The organism is Proteus sp. G2300, assembly GCF_009915965.1.
GTDB classification, from domain to species: Bacteria; Pseudomonadota; Gammaproteobacteria; order Enterobacterales; family Enterobacteriaceae; genus Proteus; species Proteus vulgaris.
Window position 1 is genome coordinate 372,322 of the sequence record NZ_JAABNK010000025.1, and the last position, 13,663, is coordinate 385,984.

At 37.9% G+C, this 13,663-nt stretch carries 12 protein-coding genes; 7 read left to right on the forward strand and 5 right to left on the reverse strand.

What is annotated here, in order from left to right:
• Positions 1-15 precede the first annotated feature (15 nt).
• Positions 16-345: a hypothetical protein gene (locus tag GWI97_RS17705; RefSeq protein ID WP_036937820.1), complete on the forward strand. Its 330-nt coding sequence runs from the start codon at positions 16-18 to the stop codon at positions 343-345.
• Between the two features lie 140 nt (positions 346-485).
• Here GWI97_RS17705 and yeiP read toward each other — a convergent pair whose 3' ends face one another.
• The 3 genes from yeiP to GWI97_RS17720 form a co-directional block, all read right to left on the reverse strand.
• Positions 486-1,058 (reverse strand): elongation factor P-like protein YeiP, encoded by a 573-nt coding sequence (yeiP, locus tag GWI97_RS17710; protein WP_036937819.1) that lies wholly within the window; start codon positions 1,056-1,058, stop codon positions 486-488.
• Positions 1,059-1,199: 141 nt separating this feature from the next.
• Positions 1,200-2,441, reverse strand: a complete 1,242-nt coding sequence (gene mtr / locus GWI97_RS17715) for a tryptophan permease (protein ID WP_036937818.1) — start codon at positions 2,439-2,441, stop codon at positions 1,200-1,202.
• Positions 2,442-2,732: 291 nt separating this feature from the next.
• Positions 2,733-3,149, reverse strand: a complete 417-nt coding sequence (locus GWI97_RS17720) for a nucleotide triphosphate diphosphatase NUDT15 (protein WP_036937817.1) — start codon at positions 3,147-3,149, stop codon at positions 2,733-2,735.
• 189 nt (positions 3,150-3,338) lie between these two features.
• On the opposite strand from GWI97_RS17720, the gene fruK reads away from it, so the two are divergent.
• Positions 3,339-4,277: a 1-phosphofructokinase gene (fruK, locus tag GWI97_RS17725; protein ID WP_036937816.1), complete on the forward strand. Its 939-nt coding sequence runs from the start codon at positions 3,339-3,341 to the stop codon at positions 4,275-4,277.
• 46 nt (positions 4,278-4,323) lie between these two features.
• Here fruK and nfo read toward each other — a convergent pair whose 3' ends face one another.
• Both nfo and GWI97_RS17735 read right to left on the reverse strand, forming a co-directional pair.
• Positions 4,324-5,166, reverse strand: coding sequence for a deoxyribonuclease IV (nfo, locus tag GWI97_RS17730; RefSeq protein WP_036937815.1), 843 nt, complete (start codon positions 5,164-5,166; stop codon positions 4,324-4,326).
• A gap of 156 nt (positions 5,167-5,322) precedes the next feature.
• Positions 5,323-6,417, reverse strand: a complete 1,095-nt coding sequence (locus tag GWI97_RS17735) for a YeiH family protein (protein ID WP_036937813.1) — start codon at positions 6,415-6,417, stop codon at positions 5,323-5,325.
• A gap of 184 nt (positions 6,418-6,601) precedes the next feature.
• Between GWI97_RS17735 and GWI97_RS17740 the strand changes: the two genes are divergently transcribed.
• The 5 genes from GWI97_RS17740 to GWI97_RS17760 all read left to right on the forward strand — a co-directional run bounded on the left by GWI97_RS17740 (position 6,602) and on the right by GWI97_RS17760 (position 13,616).
• Positions 6,602-7,495, forward strand: a complete 894-nt coding sequence (locus GWI97_RS17740; RefSeq protein ID WP_036937811.1) for a LysR family transcriptional regulator — start codon at positions 6,602-6,604, stop codon at positions 7,493-7,495.
• A gap of 118 nt (positions 7,496-7,613) precedes the next feature.
• Positions 7,614-9,104, forward strand: coding sequence for an amino acid permease (locus GWI97_RS17745; RefSeq protein ID WP_161752160.1), 1,491 nt, complete (start codon positions 7,614-7,616; stop codon positions 9,102-9,104).
• Positions 9,105-9,671: 567 nt separating this feature from the next.
• Positions 9,672-10,679 carry a FecCD family ABC transporter permease gene (locus GWI97_RS17750; RefSeq protein ID WP_373364690.1) on the forward strand — a complete coding sequence of 336 codons (1,008 nt, stop codon included), beginning with the start codon at positions 9,672-9,674 and terminating at the stop codon, positions 10,677-10,679.
• Entirely contained in the window at positions 10,679-11,461 is a 783-nt protein-coding gene (locus GWI97_RS17755; protein WP_036937805.1) for an ABC transporter ATP-binding protein, read from the forward strand. Before GWI97_RS17750 ends, GWI97_RS17755 begins: the two co-directional genes overlap by 1 nt.
• Before the next feature lie 172 nt (positions 11,462-11,633).
• A complete protein-coding gene (locus GWI97_RS17760) occupies positions 11,634-13,616 on the forward strand; it encodes a ligand-gated channel protein (RefSeq protein WP_036937803.1) in 1,983 nt (660 codons plus the stop codon).
• Positions 13,617-13,663 lie beyond the last annotated feature (47 nt).

Sequence of the window (13,663 nt, forward strand, 5' to 3'; positions counted from 1 at the left end):
AGAAGTGAGGTCGTTATGAGAAAATATCTGACCGTAGTATGTAGTCTTCTCGTTTCCAGTTCGATATCATTAGCTTGGGCATCTGATCCCATGCAAACAACAGGGCAGATTTATCTGCGGGGGGCGATCGTCGATCCTGCATGTGAGATGAATTTCACATTAGATAAAGCTGAATATCAGTGTTACAAACATAACAAAGTGTTTACATCTACTCAATCCATCGTTCCTGCTTCTTTTAATCAATCTCAACAAACCATTATTTTACCTCAAGATATGGGTAAGGCCGAGATCCGTTGGATGGATAATGCTCAAAAAAATGGCGTTATTGACGTTCAATACTTTTAAAGTATTCGAGGATAGTAGAGAAGGATAACAAAGATAAACAAGTCAAATAATCGTTTGTCACATTGGGTTTCTTACGATTATCTGACCTATTTAAAACAACATTAGCGATGTGCTAATGAGTTGGTTTTTTTGACTATTGATTAGTCAGCTCGGCCCATATAGCGACGTTCAGCAATATGAATACGCACTTTATCGCCAGTAGAAAGATATTCAGGAACCTGAATAACTAATCCAGTTGGTAATGTTGCAGGTTTCGTACGTGCACTTGCTGACGCACCTTTAATACCTGGAACAGTTTCAACAATTTCCATATCAACAGTTTGTGGCAGTTCTAATGCTAAGACTTGACCGTCCATTGTTAATACTTGCATTCCCGCTAAACCTTCTTCAGGAATAAACAGTAATTCATCTTCAATTTGATCTTTTTTGAAGGTATAAGGTGTGTAATCTTCATTGTCCATAAAGACATACTCATCACCATCAATATAAGAAAAACTGACAGCACGGCGAGTTAAGTTGATGGTATCTACCATATCGTCGCCTTTAAAACGCTCTTCCACCTTTTGACCTGTACGGATATCGGTAAAACGCATTTTATACAGAGTACTTGCACCTCGAGCACTTGGTGCTTGAATATCGATATCTTTTACCAGTAATAATTTATTGTTATAACTAACAGCCATACCACGCTTAATTTCATTGGCTTTTGCCATATAAAACCTTCCATTAAATAACATTGACGATAATGGCGACAAAATTACTCGCAGTGTAGAAACTTGGCAAGTTATTCGCACATTTTTTTATAAGATTTTATGAAAAATAAAGCCAGCATCAGCTGGCTTTTAGTGAAGGTATTAACGGTAGATAGGAAGAAGATTAAAGTTTGCTAAAATATGTGCACCAGCATTAATGACGCCAAACAAAATAACAAATCCAATCATAAACATACCACCGGGAGCCTTAAAGCTTTGTGCTTGATGACGTTGGCGGCTGGCCTTTGCCATTAAAGCTGGAATAATTGCAGCCCAAATAGTCGCTGCCAGTCCAGCAAATCCAATGGCATATAAGAAACCATCAGGGAAAATAATGGCTAAAATAGTCGGTGGTATAAATGTCACTAATGCTGATTTTAATCGACCGCTACTATTATTTGAGAATTTAAAGAAATCAGCTAAATAATCGAATAATCCTAATGATACACCTAAGAATGAACTTGCTAATGCCATATAAGAGAATAAGTCTAGTAACAATGATACAGTGGCATTGGCAGTTGTTGAGCGCATTTGTGCCAATAAGTTACCAATATTCCCACCATCAGCAATGACTTGTTTAAAGCCTTCACGAGGAATATTACCTTGTACAACAAACTGCCATAAAATATAAATTGCCAGTGAAATTAATGTACCTATCAGCAAGCTCTTCATGACGGCTTTGCCATCTTTACGATAATACGTGACTAAGCCTGGAATATTGCCGTGATAACCAAATGAGGTCAGTAAATAAGGGAGTGCGGCTAAAGCATAAGGTAAGTAACTTGCATTATTTTCATTGGTGTTAAATAACACAGGCATTTTTACCTCTGTAAATAATCCACCAATGGCTAAGATAAACGCGATAACCATACCACCAATTAAAATTGTGCTTAATCTATCGACTGCACGTGTTGATAACCAAACAAAGAAAGCAACAATCAATGCAAATACTAAGCCAGCAATAGCTTGTGGTATGCTGATCATCCCTGAAAAATTTTGTACGATAATTGAGCTTCCGGCAGAAATATAGGCGTAAGTTAAAATATAAAGAACAAACGCAATAGATAACCCATTAATGGTACTCCAGCCTTTTCCTAATAAGTCCTTAGTAATGGTATGAAAACTTGAGCCTAAAGGGTAATGAAGGTTCACTTCTAAGATCATTAATCCTGACATAAACAGACAAAACCAAGTATAAATCAATAGAAAAATAGACCCAGTAAACCAGACACCGGAAGTCACAATTGGGATAGAAAACATGCCAGCACCGACGGCAGTACCTGCAATGATCATTGCGCCACCAAGTATGGATGGGCGCTTAGTTATTGATGTGACTTCTGACATAAGATGTCCTTATAAAATTGACTCAATGTACTAGCTTGATAGTGTGAAGAATACACGTTTGTGCACAGGGTGTAAATAGAGGTTATTGTGCTATATAAAAGAAAAAAGTGAGCAAAAATAATACAATAGAAGAATGTGATTATATAAATCAATAGATTAGTGTAGGCATTATCAGAAATAATAAAGAAATAGAGTATTAAATAAGTTTCTATTTCAAGCAAAAATAGAAGAAGAAACCATTATTCTGAACGAAAAATATTCAGAATAATGAAGATGATAGGGGACTTTTAATTAGTCTTGGTAAAACTGTTTATTTTTCCATAATGCAATAGAATTACGGCTGGCTTCAAAATGAGGTTCAGGTAAATCATTAGGTGAACACCAACGGATTTCAGAACATTTGTCTGGTTCCATTAATTTGGGCTCATCACCTTGGTATTGTGCAATCATGCAAATAGAGACAGTGTGTTTACCTTCTAATCGGTAAGTTTCTAGATTATTGCTAATACCAATTACTTGAGGTGATGTAATAGTAATACCAATTTCTTCTTCTATTTCACGAATGGCGCATTGTTCAAAGGTTTCGCCATCATCAACATGACCACCAAAAATTGACCAATAAGGCGCGTGTTTTCCACAACGTTTTCCTAATAACACATCCCCTTTTTCATTTACGATAATTACACCAACACCAACCACGACTGACATTCTAGACTCCTTGCTTTTTTATATAGTTATCAATAATGGATAAAATAAGTCGTTTTTTATGGGCACTATTGTCCTTGCTGGATAGCGAGAGTGCAAGAATAACCGACGCAATTTCACTGAATTAAAGGTTAATTAGTGCTATATATAGCCCCTAAATATTCATAATAAAAACGATTGGAGAGTAAAGACATGAGTCGCCGTGTCGCTACGATCACTTTAAATCCCGCTTATGATCTTGTTGGTGCTTGTTCTACGATTGACGTAGGTGGTGTTAATTTAGTCCGAACAGCTGGGCTTAATCCTGCGGGTAAAGGTAATAATGTTGCGAAAGTCTTACGTGATTTAGGAATAGATGTTACTGTCAGCGGATTTATGGGACGCGAAAATCAAGAAGCATTTCAGCACTTCTTTAGTGAAAATGGGATGGCTAACCGCTTTTATCTTGTCTCCGGCCGCACACGTATTAATGTGAAGTTAACTGAAGGAAAGGGGCAGGTTACTGACTTTAATTTTTCAGGATTTACGGTATCACCACAAGACTGGCAACGCTTTGCAACAGATTCACTTAATTGGCTAGGGCATTTTGATATGGTGGTTGTTAGTGGTAGCCTACCTAGTGGTATTGATCCAGACGCTTTTACTCAATGGATGATTAAATTAAGACAATTGTGCCCCTGCATTATTTTTGATAGTAGTCGAGATGCGTTAGTGGCGGGATTGAAAGCTGCGCCTTGGTTAATAAAACCGAATCATCGTGAGTTGGAAGCATGGATTGGGCATTCATTGACTGAAATGACGGATATTATTAAAGTAGCTCATCAATTGAGAGATAAAGGTATTGCACATGTCGTTATCTCATTAGGTGAAAGAGGTGCTTTATGGGTAAATGCATCGGGTGCTTGGCTAGCTAACCCCCCACATTGTGATGTAATAAGTACAGTGGGAGCTGGTGATTCTATGGTTGCAGGATTAGTTTATGGTTTATTGATGAGCCAAACTAGCGAGCATACTTTGCGTTTGGCAACCGCTATTTCTGCGTTATCGGTGAGTCAGCCTGATGTGGGGATCAAAGATAGAAGTCAAATTGCACAGATGATGACTAAAATTGAGTTAACACCGATTAAATAAAGTTATTTGCGGTTTATTTTAAAATAAACCGCAAAGTAAACTAAGTTTATGCTTGCTGTGATTTTAACCACGCGATTTCATCAGGCCAAATATCAGGGTTAATGGTTTCCAAAATCAGTGGAATACCATCAAAACGTGTATCTTGCATAATATAGCTGAAAGGAACTTTACCTATATTGCCTTCACCTAAGCTATGATGACGGTCAACTCGACTTGCTAGTTCGCTTTTTGCATCATTTAAGTGCATTGCTTTTAAGTATTGAAAACCGACAATGCTTTCAAATTCAGCAAAGGTTTTTTCACACTCTTCGCGGGTCCTTAAATCATAACCAGCAGCGAAAGTGTGGCAAGTATCAATACAAACACCTACTCGAGATTTATCTTCAACACCTTCAATAATCGCAGCAAGATGTTCGAAACGATAACCTAAATTTGTACCTTGCCCTGCCGTGTTTTCAATCACTGCGGTAACGTTTTTGGTTTTTTCTAAAGTGATATTAATGGATTGGGCTATTTTTTGTAGGCATTTATCAACATCGATCTTATTTAAATGGCTACCTGGATGAAAATTAAGTAATTCAATACCAAGTTGTTCACAACGTTGCATTTCATCTAAAAAAGCCACTCTTGATTTCTCAAGTGCTTCTTCTTCAGGGTGGCCTAAATTAATTAGATAACTGTCATGGGGTAAAATTTGAGAAGGGCCATAACCATAAAGTTCACAGTTCTTTTTAAATTTATCAATAACTTCTGTAGATAATGGTGCGGCTTTCCACTGGCGCTGGTTTTTAGTAAAAAGGGCAAACGCAGTGGCTTTGATTTCATGTGCGCGTAATACCGCCTGATCGACGCCACCAGCAGCACTGACATGTGCGCCAACAAATTTCATGACTTCTCTCCTTAGATTTATTTCACACCACGATAACAAAATTACAGAGGTATAACATCATATTGAGGTGATAAAAGCAAAAAAGCGCAACTAAAAAGTTGCGCAATAATGAAAATACTTCTCAAGGCGAAAATAAATGGGGCGTCACATGTTATCTCAAGACATCAGCGCCGATTGAATAAATATATTGATAACCGCGCCACCAAGGGTTAGCCAGAAAAATAGGAATAAAGCTAATAATAGTGGCTTAACGCCAGCTTGGCGGATGGCACTAATATGCGTTGTTAAGCCTAACGCAACCATTGCCATTGCTAATAAAATAGTATCTATGGTCACAATGTAACTAACAATAGACGCAGGAATTAAATTTAAAGAGTTAAAGCCAGCCATTAAAATAAAGAATACCGCAAACCAAGGAATAGTTATTGGACTCTTCTCATTATCTTGTGCACCAGTGTTGGCTGTACTTTTCTTTTTACTTAAATATGTTGAAAGAATAATTAAAAAGGGCGCTAACATCATTACGCGGATCATTTTACTGATCACTGCTGCATTTTCAGCATCAGGGCTAATTGAATGTCCGACTGCGACTACTTGAGCAACTTCATGAATCGTTGATCCAGAGAAAATACCAAAGGTTTCTTCTGTAAATGGTAGCCAACCTGCAAATGCATTTAAGTGATAAAACCAAGGATAAAGGAAAATACCAATAGTACCGAAAATGACGACGGTAGAAACCGCGACAGCAACTTGGCTTGCTTGTGCTTTGACGACGGGTTCCGTTGCCATAACAGCTGCTGCACCACAAATACTACTACCTGCACCAATTAAGATCACGGTCTGTTCATCTAAGCCAAAATATTTTCGACCAATCCACATTGCAATAAGAAAAGTCGATGTCAGCATAATTGCATCTATAATTAAACCCGTTGCACCCACATCGGCAATTTGCTGAAACGTCAGCCGAAAACCATACAAAATAATACCTGTGCGTAATAAATAATGTTTAGCAAATTTGACGCCTTCATCACTATACGGTTTGGCAACAGGATAAAAAGTATTACCTACAATAATGCCGAAAAGGATCGCCAATGTTAAGGCGCCTAAACCCATACTCGAAAACCAAGGAATATCACCAATATAAATGGCAAGTGCAGTTAATACACCTGTTAGTAATAAACCAGGAAGCCAGCGATAAACTGGAGTAAAACATTTTTTCGCCAATGTAATAGATTGACTTTGCTCTGACATAGAAAAACCTTGCTTATATGAATTTTGCATAAGCATATAACAATCAATCTTATTTATTAAACTCATTATTTTTATAATAATAACCACTAAAACTAATATAGGTGTATTTTATTAAATGTATTTGGTATGTTACTGGTTTGTGGATAGTATGTTATTTCAATGACAGCTCAAAGGTGGAATGGATATGCGAATTACGTTGCGGCAACTGGAAGTCTTTACTGAAGTTCTCAAGAGTGGTTCTACAACGCAAGCATCACAACAGCTTGCTTTATCTCAATCTGCTGTCAGTGCTTCTTTAACTGATCTTGAAAGCCAATTAGGGGTTCAGCTTTTTGATAGAGTGGGAAAACGTCTTGTCACAAACGAACATGGGCGATTACTTTATCCCAGAGCATTATCTTTACTTGAACGTGCGACGGAAGTTGAGCAACTGTTCCAAGCTGGAAATGGTGCTTTACGTATTGCAGCAAGTACCACAATAGGCAATTACATTCTTCCACAAATGCTGGGTAACTTTCATCGTAATTATCCTGATATTCCCTTAGAGATGAGTATTGGCAATACCGAAGAAGTCGTTAAACTCGTGAGTGAGTTTCGGGTCGATTTAGGGCTTATTGAAGGGGCTTGCCAAAGTTCTGAGCTAATTAGCCAAAAATGGCTTTTAGATGAAATGGTTATATTTTGCTCTCCTGATCACTCCTTAGCGAAAGCATCAAAGATAACATTAGCTGATTTGCAATCTGCGCCTTGGATCTTGCGAGAAAATGGTTCAGGCACACGAGATGTACTTAATCACCTTCTTTTTGCTTCTTTACCGGGGTATCGCATTGAAATGGAATTAGGTAATTCAGAAGCGATAAAACACGCAGTGATGTATGAAATGGGAATTAGTTGTTTATCTCGTCGAGTGATTGAAGAGCAAATTAATAACGGCTCATTAAAAGAGATAAAAGTAGAAGGATTGACATTACAACGTACCTTATATCTGGTTTACCACCGTCAAAAACATGTCTCAGATGCGCTGAAAAAACTGCTGGCATATTGTAATGCTGAACACTTAATCAGCAATTTTTCATAAATTGCTAATAATTGACGCCCGATTATGAAGGTATCTTATAATCATGGATCCTTGCTATTCACGAACGACAGATTTGCTACAATCTTTGTCAGAAAAGTGAATATAAAAGTGGAATGTTATGTCAGAACAACAAAAAAGTGCTGCTAAGTCGGGCGCAGTACAGCAAACTTTGCGCCGAGAATTAAAGGCGCGACATTTGGCGATGATCGCTATTGGTGGTTCAATTGGTACAGGGCTTTTTGTCGCATCAGGTGCTACTGTTGCTCAAGCTGGACCAGGTGGGGCATTACTCTCTTATGCTCTAATTGGGCTGATGGTTTATTTTTTAATGACAAGTCTTGGTGAATTAGCCGCATTTATGCCTGTATCTGGCTCTTTCTCAACTTACGGTTCTAAGTATGTAGAAGAAGGCTTTGGTTTCGCATTAGGTTGGAACTATTGGTATAACTGGGCAGTCACGATTGCTGTTGACCTTGTTGCTGCACAATTAGTGATGCTTTATTGGTTCCCTGATGTTGATGGTTGGATTTGGAGTGCTTTATTTCTTGGCGTTATTTTCTTGCTTAACTATATTTCTGTAAAAGGATTTGGTGAGGCTGAATATTGGTTCTCTTTGATCAAAGTTTCCACAGTGATTATCTTTATTGTTGTAGGTATTGCGATGATCACTGGCATTATGAAAGGGGCTGAAAACGCAGGTTGGCATAACTGGGAAATTGGTGATGCACCTTTTGCGGGTGGGTTTGCTGCTATGATAGGCGTGGCAATGATTGTCGGTTTCTCATTCCAAGGTACAGAATTAATTGGTATTGCAGCAGGGGAATCTAAAGATCCAGCTAAAAATATTCCCAAAGCTGTGCGTAAAGTTTTCTGGCGTATTTTGCTGTTTTATATCTTTGCTATCTTAATTATTAGCTTAATTATTCCTTATACTGATCCAAACTTACTACGTAATGATGTTGGCGATATCAGCGTTAGCCCATTCACGTTAGTCTTTAAAAATGCTGGATTATTGTCTGCAGCTGCAATTATGAATGCTGTCATTTTAACTGCGGTACTTTCTGCGGGTAATTCCGGCATGTATGCCTCAACACGTATGCTGTTTACACTAGCAAGAGAAGGTAAAGCTCCAAAATGCTTTGGTAAACTGTCTAAGAATGGCGTACCACGTAATGCACTTTATGCAACAACCGTTGTTGCGGCTCTGTGTTTCTTAAGCTCAATGTATGGAAACCAGACTGTCTACTTATGGTTATTAAATACATCAGGGATGACAGGTTTTATTGCATGGTTAGGTATTGCGATAAGTCATTATCGTTTCCGTAAAGGTTATGTTGCACAAGGACGCGATTTAAAGGATTTACCTTATCGTTCTGGTTTCTTCCCAATTGGTCCAATTTTTGCCTTTGTCCTGTGTTTAATTATTACATTAGGTCAAAATTACCAAGCATTTTTGGAAGATACGATTGATTGGTATGGTGCTATTGCAACCTATATTGGTATCCCATTATTCTTGTTAATCTGGTTTACTTATAAAATTGTGAAGAAAACTCGTTTTATCCGTTATAACGAAATGGAATTTCCAACGCATATTACGAATAAAAAATAACCTATAAATCAATAAAGTAAGGCGCTCGTTTTGTGATCATAGTCACATTTAAACGAGCGCTTTTTTATTTTTTTAATCTAATCGTTATAGAAAATATACAAAAACTCTAATTATATTAGCAATCGCATTGATAATTATTATTGTTTGCTTTATTGTTATCATATATTTCATTTGCTGATAAATAAAATAACAGCGTTATTGATTGTAAATATTATGCTCAATGTAATAAGTCGGATAATAATTAATCCTTATATCTCTCAATATTTCAGAGCAAAAACTTATCGTAATGTAATAAATTACACAACGAATGTATTTCACAGTATAATAATTTGGCGACTCATTTCTTTGTTAGATAAATCGTCCCGGATTGATAATTTGCTCCATAGCAATAAAAAGTATTTGATGAGTTGTACGGCATGTTTTTGTCTTCATAAAGCACAGGCAAAGACAGAAAAAGATAAAAAAAGACTGGGTACAACAATTGATATGAGCATTACGTCACAGCGACTTACCGCAGAAGAACTAGCAAAAAGCACATCAGATAACGTGAAAGCGCATTATCGAAAAATGATGAGTCAGCGTATGTTATGGCTAGGGGTTATCGTTTTAATTATTTGTGCTTCAGTCGTGTTGGATTTCACGATGGGGCCTTCCGGTTTATCACTGGATAAATTATTCACAACACTTTTTCAACCTGAGCTTGTTGATGCAGGTTCAAGAGTGATTGTATGGGATATTCGCTTACCTTATGCCTTAATAGCTGTGGTGGTAGGTATGTCGCTAGGGTTAGCGGGAGCAGAAATGCAGACCATTTTAAATAACCCTTTAGCGAGCCCATTCACCTTAGGTTTATCAAATGCAGCATCATTTGGTGCGGCATTGGCTATTGTGTTAGGTATTGGTATTCCAGGTATTCCTGACCAATGGTTTATTTCAGTCAATGCCTTTCTTTTTGCGTTGCTATCCGCCTTGTTATTAGACGGGATGACTCGTTGGACTCGCGTTCCGACATCTGGTGTTGTGCTCTTTGGTATTGCCATGGTGTTTACTTTCAACGCGTTGGTTTCAATGATGCAATTTATTGCGACAGAAGACACTCTTCAAGGGCTTGTTTTCTGGACAATGGGAAGTCTAGCACGCGCAACATGGATAAAGCTTGGTGTTATGACAGGGGCTTTTTCTGTCATTATGGTAATTTCATGGCTGAATTCATGGAAATTAACTGCGTTACGATTGGGTGAAGACAGGGCGATTAGCTTTGGTATTGATGTAAAACGTTTAAGATTAGGCTCATTGTTGCGTATCAGTATTTTAACAGCGTTGGCGGTTGCTTTTGTTGGGCCAATTGCTTTTATCGGATTAGTTGCCCCACATATTGCTCGCATGATGTTTGGAGAAGATCACCGATTTTATTTACCAGCAAGCGCATTAATCGGTGCTTTAGTTTTATCATTGGCGTCAATTGCTTCTAAAAATTTAATACCTGGTGTCATTATTCCGGTCGGTATTGTGACATCATTAGTGGGGGTGCCATTTTTCCTCAGCATGATTTTACGTCATAGAGGGAATATCTAATGATTGAAGGGTTAAAAATTCAAGACTTTAGTGCAGGTTATGCTAGGCATCTTATTATTAAGTCACTTGATATAGATCCCTTACCTAAAGGAAAAGTCACCGTATTATTAGGGCCAAATGGGAGTGGAAAATCAACATTATTAAGAGCGTTAGCGGGATTAAATAGATCATCAGGTGTTGCTAGCTTAGATGGCGATGATTTGACATCAATGAATTTTGTACAACGTGCGCAAAATGTTGTCTATTTACCACAAACATTACCTGCTGGTGTTCATTTACACGTTTTAGGATCCATTATTGTCGCTCAGCGTGCTTCAGGTGGATTACATAATGAACATAGTGAAGCACAGGTCATGCACTTATTACGTCAATTAGATATTGAGTATTTAGCTTTACGTTATTTAGATGAATTATCGGGTGGTCAAAAACAATTAGTTGGGCTTGCACAATCATTAATTAGACAACCCTCTTTATTATTATTAGACGAGCCCTTAAGCGCATTAGATCTTAATTACCAATATCATGTAATGAATTTGATCGTAAAGGAAACACATCGGCGAAATATTATTACTATTGTCGTGGTTCACGATATCAATATAGCCTTACGATATGGTGAATATGTATTAATGCTAAAACAAGGGCAGTTAATTGCGCAAGGCACACCTGATAAGGTTATTACGGCGCAAAGCCTTGCTGATGTTTATGGCATTCAAGGTCGATTGGAATATTGTTCACAAGGAATGCCTCAAATTATTATTGATGGTTTAGTGGATAAAATATAGAGAAGTAAAAGAGAAAATGAAGTAAATATAGGAATGCAGTAAATAGGGATATAAAAATAATATTAAAATAACGAAGGGTAATTAAAATTATTAATTACTCTAATTTCTGAGCAATTGTCGATCTGTCCATCTATATAAAATGTAAAGAATATATATTCTTGGAGAATCGGGAATGGTAGTGTTAAATAAAAATAAAATCGCGCTTAGTGTTGTTGCTGCAATTGCATCTAGTTTTGTTATGACTGCAACAGCAGAAAATGTAGAAAAATTACTTGTAACAACCGCTTCTGGGTTTAAACAAACAGTTGAAGATGCACCCGCGTCAGTTTCTGTTGTGACACGTGAACAATTAGAAACTAAGTCTTATCGTGACGTGACAGATGCGTTAAAAGATGTTCCAGGCGTATTGGTAACAGGTGGTGGAAGTAGTTCCGATATCAGTATTCGTGGTATGGATCCAAAATATACTATGATCTTGGTTGATGGTAAGCGTGTTGCCTCGCGTGAGACGCGTCCTAATAGTGATAACTCAGGTATTGAACAAGGCTGGTTACCGCCTTTACCTGCCATTGAACGTATTGAAGTTGTACGTGGCCCAATGTCTTCTTTATATGGTTCTGATGCGATGGGTGGGGTTATTAATATTATTACTCGTAAAGCACAAAAAGAGTGGAACTTTAGCCTACGTGCAGACAGTACTATCACAGAGCGTAAAGATTCAGGTAACACCAATCAAGGAAGTTTTTATGCTGGTGGCCCATTAATCGATAACGTATTAAGTTTGAAAATTCAAGGTCAATATTCACATCGTAGTGAGGATAAAATAGTCAATGGCTATAATCGTCAAATCACTGCAACAGGTGGTGGTACTTTAAGTTGGACGCCTGATGAAAAAAATACGATTGATTTTGAGTTTAAGAAAGATAATCAACACCGCGACTCACGTGTTTGGCATTCAAAATCAGGGTTACCTAGTCGAGGCAAAGCACCTGAAAGTAGCTTTACTGACTATGAGTTAACTCATTATGCGTTAACTCATGATGGTATCTATGATTTTGGTACAATGAATACTTACGTTCAACGTGATGAAAGTCGCAACCCATCTCGCAAAATGGATTATGACGATACTACGGTACGTAACCAAACCGTCTTTATTTTGGGTGACCATACATTAAGTGTGGGGGCACAATATCGTTATGAAGAATTAAAAGATGAAGGCAATAAGTTAAAAGGTAGCAATAAATTAGATCGTTATAGCTGGGCACTATTCGCTGAGAATGAGTGGGCAATGACCAACGATTTCGCCTTAACCGGTGGCTTGCGTATGGACAAAGATGAAAACTTTGGTACGCACTGGACACCTCGTGTTTACGGTGTGTGGCATATGGCAGATGAGTGGACACTAAAAGGTGGGGTATCTACAGGTTATCGCTCACCGGATTTACGCCAAGCAACAAATACGTGGGGACAAGTTACGGGTGGTGGGCGCTTAGACGGTGTTATTTTCGGTAATGCTGACTTAAAACCAGAAAAATCAGTAACTGAGGAAATTAGCCTGATCTGGGATAATCGAGATAATCTAACCGCAAGCCTTACTGTTTATAACACTGATTTTAAAGATAAAATTATGGAAAGACGTGTTTGCGACAAAGATTCATCGAGAAAATGTGAGGCAAGTGATGGTTTTGGTCATGTCTATGATTTCGTGAGCTCACGTGAAAACGTTGATAAAGCCAATATGCGTGGTATCGAGGTTACAGGAAACTGGACGATTTCCCCTGAATGGAATTTAGCAGCTAATTACACTTTCACAGATTCAGAGCAGAAGAGTGGGGCATTTAATGGTAAACCTCTAAATAAACAGCCTCGCCATATGGCAAACGCAACTTTAAATTGGGAAACTACGCCAGAAATGGAAACGTGGGCGCGTATTAACTTCCGTGGTAAAACCTCGGATTACTTATCACGCACCTCAATGGCGAAAGGTACACCTTCTTATGCATTTGTTGACATTGGTACTAGTTACAGCTTAACCAAACAGCTTAATGTGATTGGTGGTGTCTATAACGTGTTTGATCGTCGTATTAATTATGAAAACTTTAATACTACATTAGAAGGCCGTCGTTACAATATTGGTTTGAATTACAACTTCTAATTTATTACCCTCAGTTTGTGTCATTAAGACTCCACTTGTTGGAGTCT